Origin of the sequence: Massilia sp. CT11-137 (genome assembly GCF_047302885.1) — a bacterium.
Lineage (GTDB): Bacteria > Pseudomonadota > Gammaproteobacteria > Burkholderiales > Burkholderiaceae_D > Telluria > Telluria orientalis.
In genome coordinates this window covers 3078067-3096068 of the sequence record NZ_JBKYMP010000002.1, presented here as the reverse complement: position 1 = coordinate 3096068, position 18002 = coordinate 3078067, and the positions used below count along the sequence as shown (strand labels likewise).

Below are 18002 nucleotides of genomic sequence, written 5' to 3'. Positions count from 1 at the left end.
TGATGCGGCTGACGGGCGTGCGGGCGCCGTGGTACGCGGGCGCCGCGTTGACGTCGTGGCGGGTCAGCCGTTGAAGGTCTTGCCCTCGGCCGCCAGGCGGACGAGCAGCGGCGCCGGCGTCCACGCCTCGCCGTGGTAGCCGCGGGCGTACTTCTCGACGGCCGCCAGCACGGCCGGCAGGCCGACGGTGTCCGCATAGAACATCGGGCCGCCGCGGAACAGCGGGAAGCCGTAGCCGGACAAATACACCATGTCGATGTCCGACGCCCTGAGGGCGATGCCCTCGTCCAGGATCCGCGCGCCCTCGTTGACCAGCGCGTAGACGAGGCGCTCGACGATCTCCCCGTCGGAGATGGCGCGGCGCTCGATGCCCAGGTCCTGCGAATGCCGCACGATCATGTCGTCGACCCACGGCGACGGGCGCGGCGTGCGCTCGCCCGCCTGGTAGTCGTACCAGCCGGCGCCCGTCTTCTGGCCGAAGCGGCCCTGTTCGCACAGCAGGTCGGCCGTCTTCGAATACTTCACGTCCGGCGACTCGACGGCGCGGCGCTTGCGGATGTACCAGCCGACGTCGTTGCCGGCCAGGTCGCCCATGCGGAACGGGCCCATGGCGAAGCCGAAGGTCTCGATGGCCGCGTCGACCTGCTGCGGCAGCGCGCCTTCGTCCAGCAGGAAGCCGGCCTGGCGGATGTACTGCTCCACCATGCGGTTGCCGATGAAGCCGTCGCACACGCCGGCGACGACGCCCGTCTTCCTGATCTTCTTCGCCAGCGCCAGCGCGGTCGCCAGCACGTCCTTGCCGGTCGCCGCGCCGCGCACGATTTCCAGCAGCTTCATCACGTTGGCGGGGCTGAAGAAGTGCAGCCCGATGACGTCCTGCGGGCGTGCCGTGAACGCGGCGATGCGGTTCAGGTCCAGGGTCGACGTGTTCGACGCGAGGATGGCGCCCGGCTTCATCGTGGCGTCGAGCTGGCGGAACACGGACGCCTTCACGTCCATGTCCTCGAACACGGCTTCGATGACGATGTCGGCCTGGGCGATGTCGGCGTAATCCAGCGCGCCGCGGATGAGCCCCACGCGTTGCGCGGCCTTGTCCGCCGCCAGCTTGCCCTTCCTGACCGTGTTCTCGTAATTCTTGCGGATGGTGGCGAGGCCCTTGTCGAGCGCATCCTGCTTCGTCTCGAGGATCGTCACGGGGATGCCGGCGTTGGCGAAGTTCATCGCGATGCCGCCGCCCATCGTGCCGGCGCCGACGACGGCCGCGCTGCGGATCTCGCGGACCGGCGTGTCGGCCGGGACGTCCGGCACCTTGCTCGCGGCGCGCTCGGCGAAGAACGCATGGCGCAACGCCTTCGATTCCGTCGTCCGCGTGAGGTGAATGAAGCGCTCGCGCTCGAATGCCAGGCCCTCTTCGAACGGCTTTTCGACGGATGCCGCGACGGTCTCCACGCATTCGACCGGCGCCGGGAACGGCCCCGCCTCGGCTTTGACGCGCGCCCGCGCGGCGGCCAGGAAGCCCGCAGCATCGGGGTGGTCGACCTGGCGCTCGCGCACCTTCGGCAGCGGCCGCACGCCGGCGACGCGGCGCGCGAACGCGATCGCGCCCGCAACGAGGTCGGCCCCGGCCGGCAGCAGTTCGTCGAACAGCAAGCTGCCGGCCAGCTTTTCGGACAGCACCGGCGTCCCCGTCACGATCATGTTCAGCGCGGCCTCCAGGCCCAGCACGCGCGGCAGGCGCTGCGTGCCGCCGGCGCCCGGCAGCAGCCCCAGCTTCACTTCCGGCAGCGCGATCTGCGCACCCGGCAGCGCCACGCGGTAATTGGCGCCCAGCGCCAGTTCCAGGCCGCCGCCCATGCACACGGTGTGGAGCGCGGCGACGACAGGCTTCGCCGAATTCTCGACCGTGCGGATCAGGGTGTGCAACGTGGGTTCCGTGAGCGCCTTCGGCGAGTTGAATTCGCGGATGTCGGCACCGCCCGAAAACGCCTTGCCCGCGCCCGTGATGACGATGGCCTTCACGGCCAGATCCTGCGCGGCGCGATTCAGGCCTTCGACGGCGGCGGTACGCGTCGCCAGGCCGAGGCCATTGACGGGCGGGTTGTTCAGCGTGATGACGGCGACGTCATCGATGACCTGGTAGTCGGCGCTCATGGGTCTCCTTGCGTGGGTGTGATTGTCGGTGGCGACAATATAACCGTTAAAAGAACGGTCGTGTTATTCTTGATCCGTCCCGGGCAGGCGATAGTCCCGGTACTGCTCGCGCAAGCGGTTCTTCTGGATCTTGCCGGTCGCCCCGGTCGGCAGAGAGTCCACGAACAGCACGTCGTCCGGCATCGAGAACTTCGCGACCTTCCCGTCGAAGAACCGCAGCAGCTCCTCGCGCGTCACCTCGGCTTCCGGCCGCCGCACGACGACGAGCACGGGCCGCTCGTCCCATTTCGGATGCCGCACGCCGATGCACGCGGCCTGCAGCACGGCCGGGTGCGCCATCGCGATGTTCTCGAGGTCGATCGATCCGATCCACTCGCCGCCGGACTTGATGACGTCCTTGCTGCGGTCCGTGATCTGCATGTAGCCGTCCGCGTCGATGGTCGCCACGTCGCCGGTCGGGAACCAGCCGTCCTGCTGCACGTCGCCGCCCTCGTCGCGGAAGTACCGCGAGATGATCCACGGCCCCTTGACGAGCAGGTGGCCGAACGCAAGTCCGTCCCACGGCAGCTCGTTGCCGTCGTCGTCGACGATCTTCATGTCCACGCCGAAGATGGCGTGGCCCTGCTTGCGCAGCACGGCGCGCTGCCCGGCGACGGACAGGTCGCGGTGCCGCGCCAGCAGGCCGCAGGTCGTGCCGAGCGGCGACATCTCCGTCATGCCCCAGGCGTGGATGACCTCGATGCCGAAGCGGTCGATCAGCGTGTCCATCAGCGCGGGTGGGCACGCGGCGCCGCCGATGACCGTGCGGCGGAACGTCGAGAACGTGAGCCCGTTCTGCAGCGCGTAATTGACCAGGCCGAGCCAGACCGTCGGCACGCCCGCCGAGAACGTGACGCCCTCGGCCTCGAACAGGTCGTACAGCGCCTTGCCGTCGAGCGCCGCGCCGGGCAGCACCAGCTTGGCGCCGGACAGCAGCACGGAGTAAGGCAGGCCCCATGCGTTCACGTGGAACATGGGCACGACGGGCAGCACGACGTCGCGCCCGGCCACGTTCAGGGCGTTGGGCAGCGCGGACGCGTACGCGTGCAGCACCGTCGACCGGTGCGAATACAGCGCCCCCTTCGGATTGCCCGTCGTGCCGGACGTGTAGCACAGCGACGCGGCCGCGCGCTCGTCGAGTTCGGGCCAGTCATAATCGTCCGAGACCGCGGCGAGCAGGTCTTCGTAGCACATCAGGTTGGTGATGCCCGCATCGGCGGGCATGTGCGCCCGGTCGCTCATCAGCACGAACGCCTTCGCGGACGGGCACAGCGGCGCGATCGCCGCCACCAGCGGCAGGAACGTCAGGTCGAAGAACAGCAGCTGGTCGCCGGCGTGGTTGACGATGTACGCGATCTGCTCGGGATGCAGGCGCGGATTGATCGTGTGCAGCACGGCGCCCGAGCCGGACACGCCGTAATACAGTTCCAGGTGCCGGTAGCCGTTCCACGCCAGCGTGCCGACGCGCTCGCCCATCGCGATGCCCTGCGCCCGCAGGACGTTCGCCACGCGCCGCGCCCGCGCTTCGCACTCGCGCACGCTGTAGCGGTGCATGTCGCCCTCGACCCGGCGCGAGACGATCTCGCTGCCGCCGTAATGCCGCGCGGCGAACCGGATGATGCTGGAAATCAATAGGGGCTGGTCCATCATCCGGCCCATCAACGGAACAGGTGTCATCGGTCTCTCGGGGTTGCTTGTGGGAAGCCGAGTTTCGAACGCTCGTACGGAAAACGTCAACGGAATTCGATGTTGCACCGCACCAGCCTAACATTACCAAACGGTTACGGAATGTAACCCGGATAGGCCGCGCACGTCTTGCGCCCATAGAATCCGCGCGTGTGCGGTAAAATCCGCGCACGAAGAACCAATCCACCCGAGGAAGCGTTATCAGCACCCGCACCGCCGACGATCTGCCATTCGACAATTCCTTTGCCGAACTGCCGCCCGCGTTTTATACGCGCCTGATGCCGACGCCCCTGCCCGCGCCCTACTTTGTCGCGGCCAGCGCGCCGGCTGCGCGGCTTGTCGGGCTCGACGCCGCCGACCTCGCGCGCGCGGATACCGTCGCCGTCTTCACGGGCAACCACGTCCCGCCCCGCTCGCAGCCGCTGGCCGCCGTCTATTCCGGCCACCAGTTCGGCCACTGGGCCGGCCAGCTGGGCGACGGCCGCGCGATCCTGCTGGGCGACATCGACGGCCCCGAGGGCCGCATGGAACTCCAGCTGAAGGGCGCCGGCATGACCCCGTACTCGCGCATGGGCGACGGCCGCGCCGTGCTGCGCTCGTCGATCCGCGAATTCCTGTGTTCGGAGGCGATGGCCGCCCTCGGCATCCCGACGACGCGCGCGCTGATGGTGACGGGTTCGAACAAGAGCGTGATCCGCGAAACGATGGAGACGGCCGCCGTCGTCACCCGCATGGCGCCGTCGTTCGTGCGCTTCGGCTCCTTCGAGCACTGGCGCTACCGCGACAAGCCGGAAGAACTGCGCACCCTGGCGGACTACGTCATCAAGACGTTCTACCCGGACCTGGCCGGCGCCCCCAATCCCTATCTCGCCCTGCTCGAGGAAGTCACGCGCCGCACGGCACGCATGATCGCGCACTGGCAATCCGTCGGCTTCATGCACGGCGTGATGAACACGGACAATATGTCGATCCTGGGCCTCACGCTGGACTATGGCCCGTTCGGCTTCATGGAAGCGTTCGACGTCGACCACATCTGCAACCACACGGACCAGGGCGGCCGCTATTCGTACGCGAACCAGGTGCCCGTCGGCCACTGGAACTGCTATGCGCTGGCGAACGCGCTGCTGCCGCTGATCGAGGACCAGGAAGCGGCGCAGGCGGCGCTGGACGTGTATGTCGACGCCTACGGCGAAAAGTTCGATGAACTGCTGCGCGCCAAGCTCGGGCTCAAATCGGCGCAAGAGAACGACCGCGCGCTGGCCGACGACATGTTCAAGCTCATGCAGGCGAACCGCGTCGACTTCACACTGTTCTTCCGCCGCCTGGGCGACCTGCGGCTGGAAGAACCCGAAACGGATGCGCCGCTGCGCGACCTGTTCCTCGACCGCCCCGCGTTCGACGCGTGGGCCGTCGCCTACCGCGCGCGGCTGCGCCAGGAAACGAGTGTCGATGCGGCGCGCCGGGTTGCGATGCACGCCGTCAACCCCATATATATACTGCGCAACTACCTGGCCCAGGTGGCCATCGAAAAGGCGCAGAATGGCGACTTTGAAGAAGTGCGCAGGCTCCTCGGCGTGCTCGAGCGTCCGTTCGACGACCAGCCCGAAAACGATGCTTATGCCGCACTGCCGCCGGACTGGGCATCTCACCTCGAAGTGAGCTGCTCTTCCTGAATACGATTGACAACGAGGGATCATGACCGACAAAGTGACAAAGACCGACGCCGAATGGCGCGCCCAGCTGGACCCGATGGAATACCAGGTCACCCGCCACGCGGCGACCGAGCGCGCGTTCACGGGCAAATTCTGGGACCACCATGAGCACGGCATCTATCACTGCGTGTGCTGCGACACGCCGCTGTTCGAGTCGGACGCGAAGTTCGATTCCGGCTGCGGCTGGCCCAGCTATTTCAAGGCCCTCGATCCGGACAACGTAATCGAGAAGGTCGACCGCAGCCATGGCATGGTGCGCACGGAAATCATCTGCGCCGTCTGCGACGCCCACCTGGGCCACGTGTTCCCGGACGGCCCGCCGCCGACCGGCCTGCGCTATTGCATCAACTCGGCCGCGCTCCGCTTCGAGCCGATCTGAACCAGGGGCGACGTACCGATGAAATTCCTGTTCGACCTGTTCCCGGTCATCCTCTTCTTCCTCGTCTATAAAGTCGCGGACGGCCACCAGGACGCGGCGCACGCGCTCGTCCAGCAATACATGGGCGGCCTGATCGCCGGCGGCAGCGTCACGCCCGACCAGTCGCCGATCATCCTGGCCTCCGCGGTCGGCATCATCGCGACCATCCTGCAGATCCTGTACCTGCTGGCGCGCGGCCGCAAGGTCGACGGCATGCTGTGGCTGTCCCTCGGCGTCATCGTCGTGACGGGCGGCGCGACCATTTATTTCCACGATCCGGACTTCATCAAGTGGAAGCCGACGATCCTGTACTGGGCCTTCGCGCTGGCGCTGTTCGTCGCGCAGGTCGGCTTCCGCAACAACCTGATGCGCAAGGTGATGGAAGCGCAGATCCGCCTGCCGGACGCCGTGTGGGCCAAGGTCGGCTATGCATGGATGGGCTTCTTCGCCGCCATCGGCGTGCTGAACCTCGTCATGGCCTTCATCGTCTTCAAGGGCAACACGGGCGCGTGGGTGAATTTCAAGCTGTTCGGCATCACGGGCATCTTCTTCGCGTTCATCGTCATCCAGACGCTGATGCTGTCGAAGTACATCGAAGAACACGAGCAGCCGCAAGGCAAGGGAGACGCATGATGGACGACCGCGTGGAACGCATCCGGCAGTCGCTCGACGCCGCATTGAGCCCGTCCGTACTGGAGGTCGGCGACGATTCGCACCTGCACGCAGGGCATCCCGGCGCGGCCTCCGGCGGGGGCCATTACCGAGTGAAAATCGTTTCGGAACGCTTCGAGGGACTGAGACTGGTCATGCGACATCGACTGGTATATGATGCCGTGCAAGGTATGATGCACACCGACATACATGCCCTGGCGATTACCGCCGTCGCGCCCTCGGAGCAGTCGTGACGGCGTGTTTTTCGGAAGTCTTAAGTGAGATGTAAGTAAGTCGATCCAGAATCCGCTACGCACTACAAAAACTAATCAAATCCTCGTCCAAGCAACCCCCTCACAGGAAACAAAATGACTTTTAAGCCAGCACGGCTGCTGTTAGCCCTGATCGCTATCGCCGCATCGTTTGCGTACTCGCCTTCGTTCGCACAGAACCTCGCCGTGGTGAACGGCAAAGCCATTCCGTCGTCGCGCGCCGACGCGATCGTCAAGCAGGTCGTGGCGCAAGGCCAGGGCACCGACAGCCCGCAACTGCGCGACGCGATCAAGAAGGACCTGATCTCGCGCGAAGTGATGATGCAGGAAGCGATCAAGCAAGGCTACGACAAGAATCCTGAAGTCAAGGCGGCATTGGAGAACGCCCGCCAGACCATCGTGATCAACGCCCTCGCCCGCGACTACATCACGAAGCACCCGGTGTCCGACGCCGAAGTGAAGGCCGAGTACGACCGCTTCGCGAAGCAGACCGGCGACAAGGAATACCACGTGCGTCATATCCTGTTCGCGACCGAAGACGAAGCGAAGGCAGCCATCGCCAAGCTGAAAGGCGGCGCCAAGTTCGAAGACCTGGCCAAGGGATCGAAAGACACCGGCACCGCCAACAACGGCGGCGACCTGGATTGGGCGAGCCCGTCGTCGTTCCCGCCGGAATTCGCAGCGGGTTTCACCAACCTGCAGAAAGGCGCGATCACCGACACCCCGGTCAAGACCCAGGTGGGCTACCACGTGATCAAGCTGGACGACGTCCGTCCGGCCAAGCTGCCGACGCTGGACGAAGTCAAGCCGCAGATTTCCGAAGCGCTGACCCAGCAGAAGCTGGCCGCGTTTCAAGAGGAAATGGTCAAGAAGGCAAAGGTACAGTAACATTGCAGCGCCGGCGGCTTCGGCCGCCGGTTTTCGTCGCCACGGCGACATTTCGTGTTGACCACCGGATCCACCACCGGTTTTAGATAGGATCGAATAAATGATTGTGAAGCCAGCCCGCCTGTTGTTAGCCATGACCGCGATGGTAGCCCTGCCGTCGTTCGCGCAGAACGTTGCGACCGTCAATGGCAAGCCCATCCCCGCGGCCAAGGTTGACCAGGTGGTCAAGCAGGTCGTCGCCCAGGGCAAGGCAACCGATTCCCCGCAACTGCGCGAGGCAATCAAGAAGGACCTGATCGGCCGCGAAGTCCTGATCCAGGAAGCCGACAAGCAAGGCGTCGGCACGCGTCCGGACGTCAAGAACGCAATCGACAACGCACGCCAGAGCATCATCATCAATGCGATGCTGGCCGATTACATCAAGAAAAACCCGGTCAAGGACGCCGACATCAAGGCCGAGTACGACAAGTACAAGGCACAGATGGGCGACAAGGAATACCACGCCCGTCACATCCTGGTCGGCACGGAAGACGAAGCCAAGCAGATCATCGCCAAGCTGAAGGGCGGCGCCAAGTTCGAAGACCTGGCCAAGCAGTCGAAAGACCCGGGCTCGGCAGCGAACGGCGGCGACCTGGACTGGGCAAGCCCGGCCTCGTTCGTGCCTGAGTTCTCGAAGGCCATGACCTCGCTGAACAAAGGCCAGATCACCGAGACCCCGGTCAAGACGCAATACGGCTACCACGTGATCAAGCTGGAAGACGTCCGCGCCGCCAAGATCCCGCCGCTGGAAGAAGTCAAGCAGCAGGTCGCGGAATCGCTGCAACAGCGCAAGCTGGCCGCATTCCGTGAAGAGCTGATGAAGAAGGCCAAGATCCAGTAATCAGGTCACGCCTGAAAAAAGCGCTCCTCGTGGGCGCTTTTTTTTGACCAATTTGTTCGACCATACAACAAACTAGAGACGCCCATGACATTCCGCCATTCCGCCGCCCTCATCCTGTCCGCCCTGGCCGCAAGCGCCGCGACAGCCGCGACCACCCTGCCCCTGTACGTCGGCCAGCCTCTGGCCGGCGCCAAGGTCATGTTCGGCGACTTCGACGTGCAAAAGCCGCTGGACGGCGACGCCGGCCGCATGGACGACGATCCGAAGCTGAAGAACGCCGTCGTCGAAGCCCGCCGCACCAGCAAGGATGCGGCCGGCGACGCGCTGGGCCTGACGTGGAAGGACGCGTGGTTCTCGACCGTGCGCGTGGAGAGCGCACCGCTCGACCTGCGCCCGTACCTGGCCAAGGGCACGGTCTCGTTCGACCTGAAGGTCAATGAACTGGCCAAGGGCGGCCTGAACTTCCGCATCGACTGCGGCAAGAATTGCGAGCGCAAGGTCACCGACGTGCTCCCCGCGCGCGCGGCCGAGGGCAAGGGCTGGCAACACCTCAGCTATGCGCTGTCGTGCTTCTACCGCAAGGGCGACGACTTCAGCGCCGTGACGAAACCGTTCGCGCTGGACGGCACGGGCGCCGGCGACGTGGAGATCGCGAACATCCGCATCGACAAGGCCGGCAAACCGAACCAGACCTGCCCGGATTACCGCACGGCCAACGTGACGCCGTCCCCGCTGAACGAATCGTGGGCGCTCGACTGGTGGATGAAGCGTCACGACGCGAAACTGGCCGAGATCGCGCGCCGCAAGGCCGCCGGCGAGCGCACGGAACTCATCTTCATCGGCGACTCCATCACGCACCACTGGGAAGAACAACAGCCGGAACTGTGGAAGGCGTTCTACGGCAAGTACAACGCGCTGGACCTGGGCTATGGTGGCGACCGCACGGAAAACGTCCTGTGGCGCCTGCAGCATGGCGAAATCGACGGCATCGACCCGAAGGTCGCCGTGCTGATGATCGGCACCAATAACACCGGCTTCCGCCAGGAACCGCCGGAACTGCTCTACGCCGGCATCAAGCGCGACATCGCGGAAATCCGCAAGCGCCTGCCGAAGGCGAAGATCCTGCTGCTGGCGATCTTCCCGCGCGGCGAGAAGCCGGACGACACCTTGCGCGTCCTGAACGAGAAGGTCAACGCGATGCTGCCTAAGCTGGCCGACAACAAGCACGTGTTCTTCCTGAACATGAACAAGGCGTTCCTGGCGCCGGACGGCACGCTGTCGAAAGACATCATGCCCGACCTGCTGCATCCGAACGCCGAAGGCTACAAGATCTGGCAGCGCGAGATGCAGCCGGAACTGGACAAGCTGATGCGCTGACACGATCCGGCCGCATGAACGATAGTCTTGCAGGGATGCTCGAGGCGGCGGCGCACCGTCCCGTATCCCGGTCGCGCCGGCAATTTCTGCACGCCACGTGCGGGGCGGCAGCTGTCGGCGTGCTTGGTACGGCGCGTGCGCTGTCGGCCTCGCCGCGCCAGCGCGTCATCGTCGACAACGATTTTTCGGGCGACCCCGACGGCCTGTTTCAGCTGGCCCATCACCTGGCCTCGCCTTCCGTCGAGATTCCGTTCGTGATCGGGTCGCATATCCACGTCAACGACTTCCTCGACCCGACGGCGGCCCAGCCGGAGAATGCCGCCGCGAGGGCGCGCGAACTCTACGCAACGATGAAACCGGGTCCGCGGCCGCCCGTCGTCGCCGGGCGCAACGCGGCCCTGTCGGCCGACGCCATGCCGGAACTGAACGAGGCGGCGCGCCGCATCATCGGCGAGGCGCTGCGCACCGACACCGCGCTGCCCCTCTATTACGCCGCCGGCGCGGGCCTCACCGACCTGGCCGTGGCGTTGATGCATGCGCCGCGCATCGGCCGCAAACTGACGCTCGTGTGGATCGGGGGGATGGAACATCCTGATCTGCTGCCTGGCATGCCGCAGCGCCGCGACGCCGAATACAATCTCACGATCGACCTCGCGGCCGCGCGGTGGATATTCAACCGGTCGGACGTCGAGATCTGGCAAGTGCCGCGTAACGTCTACCGCCAGCTCAACATCGGCTATGCGGAACTCGACGAGGGCCTGCGCCCCGCCGGAAAACTTGGCGCGTTCCTGATCCGGCAACTCGAGCGCGTCTCACGGCGGATGGGCGCCAACTTCGGCGAAACCTATATCCTGGGTGACAGTCCCCTCGTTACCCTTACGGCGCTCCAATCCGCATTCGATCCGGATACGTCGTCGAGCGACTACGTCGTACGGCCAACGCCCCGCCTCGTCGCGGACGGGCGCTACGAGGCCCGCGCCGACGGCCGCCCGATGCGGGTCTACAGGACCATCGATACACGGCTTACGTTCGCCGACATGTTCGCGAAGTTCGCCAGGAGTGGACTGTAACCGGCGGCTGGACCTGCCGAAGATGTTACTCTACAGTACGTACATCTCGACAACCGGACCACCCATGTTACTCATCGCTACCATCCTGACCGCCATCGTCATCGCCATCCACGTCTACATCGTGCTGATCGAGACCGTCCTGTTCCGCACGCGCGGCAGGAAGGTGTTCGGCATCAAGGAAGACAGGGTAGAGGCGCTCGCGCCGCTGATGTCGAACCAGGGGTGCTACAACGGCTTCCTGGTGGCAAGCCTGGCGGTGGGACTGCTGCATCCGAATCCGGCGATCGGGCGCGCGTTCGTCGTGTTCGGGCTCGTGTGCGTGGCGGTCGCGGGCGTGTGGGGTGCGGCGACGGTGTCGCGCCGCATCCTGTTCGTGCAGACCGTGCCGGCCGTGCTGGCGCTGGTCGCATGGCTGGCAGCCTGACGCGGAGCGTGCGCCGATGCTGAACTGGACTCAAGAAAACTACCTGGTCTCGACCGACGACAGCCTGCTGCAGCTCGACGTCATTCACCAGAACCTCACGCGGACCACCTGGGCGGCGGGCATCGACGAAGCGACCGTACGCAACGCCGTCGCGCACAGCCTCAACTTCGGCCTGTACGACGGCGGCCGGCAGATCGGCTACGCCCGCTTCATCACCGATCACACGACGTTTGCCTACATGGCGGACGTGTTCGTCATCGACGACTATCGGGGCAAGGGACTGGGACGGTGGCTCGTCGAGTGCATGCTGGCCTATCCGGGCATCGAGCGCTATCGACGGCTGCTGCTGGCGACGACGAGCGCGCCTTGGCTGTACGAAAAGCTGGGCTTCACGACGCCCGACAACCCGAAGCTCTTCTGGCACATCAACCGGCCCGGCATCTACAAACAGCGGCCGGAATGAAAAAGCGCTGCCGGGGCAGCGCTTTTTTCATGAACCCGACCGGATCAGCCCACCCACTTCCGCGCATTCTGGAACATGCGCGCCCACGGCGAGTCCTCGCCCCAGCCATCCGGATGCCACGACATCGTGACGGTACGTGCCACGCGCTCGGCGTGCGGCATCATCACGGTGAAGCGGCCGTCCGGCGTCGTAACGGCCGTGAGACCTTCCGGCGAGCCGTTCGGGTTGAACGGATACGCCTCAGTGGCGGCGCCGCGGTTGTCGATGTAGCGCAGCGCCTTCACGACCTGCGTGATGTCGCCGGTCTGCGAGAAGTCCGCGAAACCTTCGCCGTGCGCGATCGCCAGCGGGGCCTGCGTGCCTGCGAGATCCTGGAAGAAGATCGACGGCGAATCCATCACCTCGACCATGCCGAAACGCGCTTCGAACTGTTCCGACTTGTTGCGGGTGAACTTCGGCCACGCGTCGGCACCCGGGATGATCGATTTCAGGTTGCTCATCATCTGGCAGCCGTTGCAGACGCCCAGGCCGAACGTGTCGCCGCGGCCGAAGAATTGCGCGAACGCCGCCTTCAGTTCCGGATTGAACAGGATCGTCTTGGCCCAGCCTTCGCCGGCGCCCAGCACGTCGCCGTACGAGAAGCCGCCGACGGCGATCAGGCCCTTGAAATCGTCCAGCTTGGCGCGGCCGGCGATCAGGTCGCTCATGTGCACGTCGACGGCCTTGAAGCCCGCCTGGTGCATCGCCCATGCCGTCTCGATGTGCGAGTTGACGCCCTGCTCGCGCAGGATTGCCACGGTCGGACGCGCACCGGTTGCAATGAACGGCGCGGCGATGTTCACGGTCGTGTCGTGCACGAGCTTCGGGTTGAAGCCCGGATCCTGCTCGTCCAGCAGGCGGTCGTATTCCTGGTCCACGCACGCGGGGTTGTCGCGCAGGCGGGCGATGCGCCAGCTCGTCTCGCTCCACAGGCGGTGCAGTTCGCTGCGGCGCTTGTTGTAGATGACCTTCGTGTCGCGCGTGAATTCCACGACGCCGCGGTCGTTCACTTTACCGATGATGTGGCTGCAGGCGCCCAGGTCGAACGAGCGCAGCACGTTCATGACATCCGACTTCTCGGCAGTACGAACCTGCACGACGGCACCCAGCTCTTCGCTGAACAGCGCGCGCAGCGTGAGGTCGTTGCGGCGCTCGCCCACCTGCGCCGCCCAGTTCTTGGCGTCGCCGTGGTCGGACGCGTGCTCGCCTTCCATCGTCAGGATGTCCAGGTTGACGGACACGCCGGCGCGGCCCGCGAAGGCCATCTCGCACAGCGTGGCGTACAGCCCGCCGTCCGAACGGTCGTGGTAGGCGAGCAGCTTGCCGTCGTTGTTCAGCTGCTGGATCGCGGCGAAGAACGCCTTCAGGTCGGCCGGGTTGTCGACGTCCGGCGCGTCGTTGCCCAGCTGCTGCGTCACCTGTGCCAGCGCCGAGGCGCCCAGGCGGTTCTTGCCGCGGCCCAGGTCGATGAGGATCAGCGACGTGTCGCCCAGGTCCGTGCGCAGTTGCGGCGTCAGGGTCTTGCGGACGTCGGTGACGGGCGCGAAGCTCGATACGATCAGCGACACCGGCGACACGACAGCCTTGTTCTCGCCATCCTCATTCCACGTGGTGCGCATCGACAGCGAATCCTTGCCGACCGGGATCGAGACCCCCAGCGCCGGGCACAGCTCCATGCCGACGGCCTTCACGGTGTCGAACAGCGCGGCGTCCTGGCCCGGCTGGCCACAGGCGGCCATCCAGTTCGCGGACAGCTTGATCGCGGCGATGTCCGCGATCGGCGCGGCGGCGATGTTCGTGATCGCCTCGCCGACGGCCATACGGCCCGACGCGGCCGCGTCGATGACGGCGACCGGCGTCCGCTCGCCCATCGCCATCGCCTCGCCCTTGTAGCCTTCGAAGCTCAAGGTCGTGACGGCGCAGTCGGCCACGGGCACCTGCCACGGACCGACCATCTGGTCGCGCACGCTCATGCCGCCTACGCTCCTGTCGCCGATCGTGATCAGGAACGATTTGTCGGCCACGGTCGGCAGCAGCAGCACGCGGCGCGCGACTTCTTCCAGGTCCAGGCCCGTCACGTCGACCGGCTTGAACTGGTCCTTCACGTGCTCGACGTTGCGGTGCATCTTCGGCGGCTTGCCGAGCAGGACGTCCATCGGCATGTCGACCGGGGATGCGCATCCATCCTTTCCTGCGATCGGGTCGATCAGGCGCAGCTGGCGCTCTTCGGTGGCAACGCCCACTGCGGCGAACGGGCAGCGTTCGCGTTCACAGATGGCGGCGAAACGCGGCAGGTCGTCCGGCGAAATCGCGAGGACGTAGCGCTCCTGCGACTCGTTGCTCCAGATTTCCTTCGGCGACATGCCGCTTTCTTCCAGCGGCACCTTGCGCAAGTCGAACGTGGCGCCGCGCCTGGCGTCGTTGGTGATCTCCGGGAACGCGTTCGAAATGCCGCCCGCGCCCACGTCGTGGATCGAGATGATCGGGTTCCCGGCGCCCAGCTGCCAGCAGGAGTTGATGACTTCCTGCGCACGGCGTTCCATCTCGGGGTTGCCGCGCTGGACCGAGTCGAAGTCCAGGTCGGCCGTGTTGGTGCCCGTCGCCATCGACGACGCGGCCGCGCCGGCCATGCCGATGCGCATGCCCGGACCGCCCAGCTGCAGCAGCAGGCTGCCGACCGGGATATCGTTCTTGTGGGTGTGCTCGGCCGAGATGTTGCCGATGCCGCCCGCGATCATGATCGGCTTGTGGTAGCCGAACACCGTATTGCCGTTGATGGCCGTCGGGCCGACGTTCTGTTCGTAGACGCGGAAATAGCCGCCGAGGTTAGGCCGGCCGAATTCGTTGTTGAAGGCGGCGCCGCCCAGCGGGCCGTCGACCATGATCTGCAGCGGCGACGCGATGCGTTCCGGCTTGCCGTAGATTTTATCGGCGCCCGTCTTGTCCGCGCTGTTCACGTTCGCGGCGTTTTCCCACGGCTGCACGGCGTCCGGCAGGTACAGGTTCGACACCGTGAAACCGGTGAGGCCGGCCTTCGGCTTGGCGCCGCGGCCCGTCGCGCCCTCGTCGCGGATCTCGCCGCCGGCGCCCGTCGAGGCGCCCGGGAACGGCGAGATCGCGGTCGGATGGTTGTGGGTCTCGACCTTCATCAGCGTGTGCGTCAGCTGCGTGACCGGCGCGTATTCCTGGCTGCCGGCCTGCGGATAGAAGCGCAGCGCGTCCGCGCCTTCCATGATCGCCGAGTTGTCGCTGTACGCGACGATCGTGCCCTTCGGCTGCAGCTGGTGCGTATTCTTGATCATCTGGAACAGGGATTTGTCCTGTTTCGCGCCGTCGATGGTCCACTCGGCGTTGAAGATCTTGTGGCGGCAGTGCTCCGAGTTCGCCTGCGCGAACATCATCAGCTCGACGTCCGTCGGGTTGCGCTGGACGCGGGCAAACGCCTCGAACAAATAGTCGATCTCGTCCTCGGCCAGGGCGAGACCCATCGTGGCATTCGCTTCGACCAGCGCGTCGCGGCCGCGGCCCAATACGTCGATCTGGTCCAGCGGACGGCTTTCCAGGTCCGTAAACAGGGCCTGGGCCTGGTCTGCGCTGCGCAGCACCGTTTCCGTCATGCGGTCGTGCAGCAGCGCGGCGACGGCCTGGATCTCGTCGTCGGCCAGCTTCTTCGGCGCGCCGAAGCCCGTGCCGAGGATGCCGCTCTTCAGGACGACCTTGAACGCGACGCCGCGCTCGACGCGGTGGATGTGGGCCATGCCGCAGTTGTGCGCGATATCGGTCGCTTTCGACGCCCACGGCGAGATGGTGCCCAGGCGCGGGATCACGAAGAATTCCTCGGTGACGCCCTCGTACTGCGTTTCCGGCACGGGCTCCCCATAGGTGAGCATGGCCGTCAAGCGCTCGGTGTCCTCCGTGGACAGGGGGGCGCTTGCGTCGATGAAGTGGTAGTAGCGTGCCGCCACGTCGGCAATCGTCGGGGCGACGGCTTGCAGTTGCGTGAGGAGGCGTTGGCTACGGAAAGCAGAGAGGGCGTTGGAACCCGGCAGAATCAACATGGCTTGGAAGTCGGTTGATGCAGCGTGGCTGCGGGTGAAAGAAGCCCGGTATTATACAGCGTTGCCCCCTTTCCCGTCTGGCATGAAGCCCGCACGGGAGGCAAAAAGTTGCCGACCTTGCAGCTTAGCGGTATCGTAGTGTCGAAAAACCCTGACGGTTTCCGAGACGCATGCCAGAAAACAGCTCATCCAGCCCAGCCGGCGCTCCGCAGAACGCGCAGCTCAACAATCCGTTGAATGCGCAACTGAGCGTGCTCATCGTCGACCCGAACCCGGCGCTCAGGGCGAACCTGCAGAACATGCTCAACCAGTCGGGCGTGACGCGCATCGAATCCGCCGTCAACGCGAGCACCGCGATCAAGGCGCTCGGCCGCAAGTCCTTCGACATCGTCCTGTGCGAGTACGACCTCAGCGGCGGAACGGCGAATGCCGAAGGCCAGGACGGCCAGCAGCTGCTGGAAGACCTGCGCCACCACCGCCTGATCCCGCCCTGGGCCATCTTCATCATGCTGACGGCCGAAGGCGCGTACGGCAAGGTGGTCAGCGCGGCCGAGCTCACGCCCACGGACTACATCCTGAAACCGTTCACGGCGCAGGCGCTGCACCAGCGCATCCAGAAGGCGGTCACCCGCCGCGCCGCCCTGCTCCCCGTGTACCAGCTGATCGCGCAGGCGCGCCCGCGCGAAGCGATCGACGCCGCCATCGAATCGGCCCGGACGCGCCCGCACTACGCGCTCGACTTCGCGCGGCTGCGCGCGGAACTGCACGTGTCGCTGAAGGAGCACGAGCTCGCCGAAACCGTCTACCGCGACGTGCTGGCCGAAAAGCCGGCGGGCTGGGCACGGCTCGGGCTCGCGCGCGCCATCGCCGCCCAGGGCCGCACGATCGACGCGATCCCGCTGCTGGAACACATCGTGGCCGAGAACCCGCGCCTGATGGCCGCCTACGACCTGCTCGCGCGCTGCCAGCAGGAGCGCGGCGACGCGGCGCTCGCGAAGAAGACGCTGGAAGAGGCCGTGACCATCTCGCCATACGTCGTGCGGCGCCTGCGCCGGCTGGGCGAGGTGGCGCTCGAAGCGGGCGACGCGGACGGCGCCGAAAAATCGTTCCGGCAAGTGGTGGCGCGTTCCCGTTATTCCGAATTCCGCAATCCCGAAGACCACGTGAACCTCGTCCGGGCGCTCGTCGGCAAGGGCGATCCGGCCGGCGCGTCGACCGTGATCCGCGACCTCGAACGCTCCCTCCGGGGCACGCCCGCGGCCGATGCGTGCAAGGCGATCTCGGTGGCGCTGCTGCACGACCTGGCCGGCAATGGCGCGGCCGCCGTCAAGGAACTCAAGCTCGCGGTGGACGCCGTGCGTGCGGGCGGCGCGCTGTCGCCCAATATGCGCGTCGGCCTCGCGCAAACATGCCTCGCGCACCGCATGGACGACGAGGCGTCGGAAGTGATGCTCGGCGCGCTGAACGGCGGCGACGATGCGCTGTCCGCGCAGCAGGCGCTGAACGTGTTCGTGCGCGCGGGCCGGCCCGACCTTGCGGACGGCATGGGCAAGCAGTTGCGCGCCCAGGCGCAGATCCTGCTGGGCGTCGCGGACGAGAAGCGCAACATGGGCGACGTGCGCGGCGCCGTGCAAACCCTGCTGGAAGCGCTGCACATGGCGCCGAACAACCTGCAAGTGATGATCGCGGTCGTCGGCGGCGTCCTCCGCCAGATCATGGAGATGGGCTGGGACCACCCGCTGGCCGCGCTGTCGGAAGAACAGCTGGAGCATATCCGCGCGCTCGATCCCGCGCATCCGCGGCTCGCGGCGCTGGATGCGGAGATGGAAGCGGCGAAGCGGAAGTACGGTATCGCGAACTGAGCTCGACCTGAC

At 66.0% G+C, this 18002-nt stretch carries 14 protein-coding genes; 11 read left to right on the top strand and 3 right to left on the bottom strand.

What is annotated here, in order from left to right; all coding sequences use genetic code 11:
• Positions 1-63: 63 nt before the first annotated feature.
• Together ACEN98_RS30610 and ACEN98_RS30605 are read right to left on the bottom strand one after the other, a co-directional pair.
• Entirely contained in the window at positions 64-2151 is a 2088-nt protein-coding gene (locus ACEN98_RS30610) for a 3-hydroxyacyl-CoA dehydrogenase NAD-binding domain-containing protein (RefSeq protein ID WP_413388561.1), read from the bottom strand.
• Between the two features lie 63 nt (positions 2152-2214).
• On the bottom strand, positions 2215-3867 hold the full coding sequence (locus ACEN98_RS30605; protein WP_413388560.1) for a 3-(methylthio)propionyl-CoA ligase: 1653 nt from the start codon (positions 3865-3867) through the stop codon (positions 2215-2217).
• Between the two features lie 287 nt (positions 3868-4154).
• Here ACEN98_RS30605 and ACEN98_RS30600 point away from each other — a divergent pair, with 287 nt between their 5' ends.
• From ACEN98_RS30600 to ACEN98_RS30555, 10 genes are all read left to right on the top strand, one after another.
• A complete protein-coding gene (locus ACEN98_RS30600) occupies positions 4155-5549 on the top strand; it encodes a protein adenylyltransferase SelO (RefSeq protein ID WP_413388559.1) in 1395 nt (464 codons plus the stop codon).
• Positions 5550-5571: 22 nt separating this feature from the next.
• Positions 5572-5967, top strand: a complete 396-nt coding sequence (gene msrB / locus ACEN98_RS30595; protein ID WP_413337825.1) for a peptide-methionine (R)-S-oxide reductase MsrB — start codon at positions 5572-5574, stop codon at positions 5965-5967.
• 18 nt (positions 5968-5985) lie between these two features.
• Positions 5986-6639 carry a septation protein A gene (locus ACEN98_RS30590; RefSeq protein WP_413388557.1) on the top strand — a complete coding sequence of 218 codons (654 nt, stop codon included), beginning with the start codon at positions 5986-5988 and terminating at the stop codon, positions 6637-6639.
• On the top strand, positions 6636-6911 hold the full coding sequence (locus ACEN98_RS30585) for a BolA family protein (protein ID WP_036229424.1): 276 nt from the start codon (positions 6636-6638) through the stop codon (positions 6909-6911). Before ACEN98_RS30590 ends, ACEN98_RS30585 begins: the two co-directional genes overlap by 4 nt.
• Before the next feature lie 114 nt (positions 6912-7025).
• Entirely contained in the window at positions 7026-7817 is a 792-nt protein-coding gene (locus ACEN98_RS30580; protein WP_413337827.1) for a peptidyl-prolyl cis-trans isomerase, read from the top strand.
• A 100-nt stretch (positions 7818-7917) separates the two neighbouring features.
• Positions 7918-8697, top strand: a complete 780-nt coding sequence (locus ACEN98_RS30575) for a peptidylprolyl isomerase (RefSeq protein ID WP_056129624.1) — start codon at positions 7918-7920, stop codon at positions 8695-8697.
• 84 nt (positions 8698-8781) lie between these two features.
• On the top strand, positions 8782-10074 hold the full coding sequence (locus ACEN98_RS30570) for a GDSL-type esterase/lipase family protein (RefSeq protein WP_413388556.1): 1293 nt from the start codon (positions 8782-8784) through the stop codon (positions 10072-10074).
• A gap of 14 nt (positions 10075-10088) precedes the next feature.
• Positions 10089-11144 (top strand): hypothetical protein, encoded by a 1056-nt coding sequence (locus ACEN98_RS30565; RefSeq protein ID WP_413388555.1) that lies wholly within the window; start codon positions 10089-10091, stop codon positions 11142-11144.
• A gap of 64 nt (positions 11145-11208) precedes the next feature.
• Positions 11209-11568, top strand: coding sequence for a DUF1304 domain-containing protein (locus tag ACEN98_RS30560; protein ID WP_413388554.1), 360 nt, complete (start codon positions 11209-11211; stop codon positions 11566-11568).
• Between the two features lie 16 nt (positions 11569-11584).
• Complete coding sequence (locus ACEN98_RS30555; RefSeq protein ID WP_413388552.1) at positions 11585-12031, top strand: GNAT family N-acetyltransferase; 447 nt, start codon at positions 11585-11587, stop codon at positions 12029-12031.
• 44 nt (positions 12032-12075) lie between these two features.
• Here ACEN98_RS30555 and purL read toward each other — a convergent pair whose 3' ends face one another.
• Positions 12076-16128 carry a phosphoribosylformylglycinamidine synthase gene (purL, locus tag ACEN98_RS30550; RefSeq protein WP_413388551.1) on the bottom strand — a complete coding sequence of 1351 codons (4053 nt, stop codon included), beginning with the start codon at positions 16126-16128 and terminating at the stop codon, positions 12076-12078.
• Between the two features lie 170 nt (positions 16129-16298).
• Between purL and ACEN98_RS30545 the strand changes: the two genes are divergently transcribed.
• Positions 16299-17990, top strand: coding sequence for a response regulator (locus tag ACEN98_RS30545; protein WP_413388550.1), 1692 nt, complete (start codon positions 16299-16301; stop codon positions 17988-17990).
• Positions 17991-18002: the final 12 nt, after the last annotated feature.

What these genes read in the sequence shown, in the direction of transcription:
- ACEN98_RS30570 (WP_413388556.1), top strand. Translation starts at nt 8,782, where the DNA reads ATGACATTCCGCCATTCCGCCGCCCTCATCCTGTCCGCCCTGGCCGCA.
- ACEN98_RS30565 (WP_413388555.1), top strand. Translation starts at nt 10,089, where the DNA reads ATGAACGATAGTCTTGCAGGGATGCTCGAGGCGGCGGCGCACCGTCCC.
- msrB (WP_413337825.1), top strand. Translation starts at nt 5,572, where the DNA reads ATGACCGACAAAGTGACAAAGACCGACGCCGAATGGCGCGCCCAGCTG.
- ACEN98_RS30605 (WP_413388560.1), bottom strand. Translation starts at nt 3,867, where the DNA reads ATGACACCTGTTCCGTTGATGGGCCGGATGATGGACCAGCCCCTATTG.
- ACEN98_RS30545 (WP_413388550.1), top strand. Translation starts at nt 16,299, where the DNA reads ATGCCAGAAAACAGCTCATCCAGCCCAGCCGGCGCTCCGCAGAACGCG.
- ACEN98_RS30555 (WP_413388552.1), top strand. Translation starts at nt 11,585, where the DNA reads ATGCTGAACTGGACTCAAGAAAACTACCTGGTCTCGACCGACGACAGC.
- ACEN98_RS30560 (WP_413388554.1), top strand. Translation starts at nt 11,209, where the DNA reads ATGTTACTCATCGCTACCATCCTGACCGCCATCGTCATCGCCATCCAC.
- ACEN98_RS30610 (WP_413388561.1), bottom strand. Translation starts at nt 2,151, where the DNA reads ATGAGCGCCGACTACCAGGTCATCGATGACGTCGCCGTCATCACGCTG.
- ACEN98_RS30580 (WP_413337827.1), top strand. Translation starts at nt 7,026, where the DNA reads ATGACTTTTAAGCCAGCACGGCTGCTGTTAGCCCTGATCGCTATCGCC.
- ACEN98_RS30585 (WP_036229424.1), top strand. Translation starts at nt 6,636, where the DNA reads ATGATGGACGACCGCGTGGAACGCATCCGGCAGTCGCTCGACGCCGCA.
- ACEN98_RS30575 (WP_056129624.1), top strand. Translation starts at nt 7,918, where the DNA reads ATGATTGTGAAGCCAGCCCGCCTGTTGTTAGCCATGACCGCGATGGTA.
- ACEN98_RS30600 (WP_413388559.1), top strand. Translation starts at nt 4,155, where the DNA reads ATGCCGACGCCCCTGCCCGCGCCCTACTTTGTCGCGGCCAGCGCGCCG.
- purL (WP_413388551.1), bottom strand. Translation starts at nt 16,128, where the DNA reads ATGTTGATTCTGCCGGGTTCCAACGCCCTCTCTGCTTTCCGTAGCCAA.
- ACEN98_RS30590 (WP_413388557.1), top strand. Translation starts at nt 5,986, where the DNA reads ATGAAATTCCTGTTCGACCTGTTCCCGGTCATCCTCTTCTTCCTCGTC.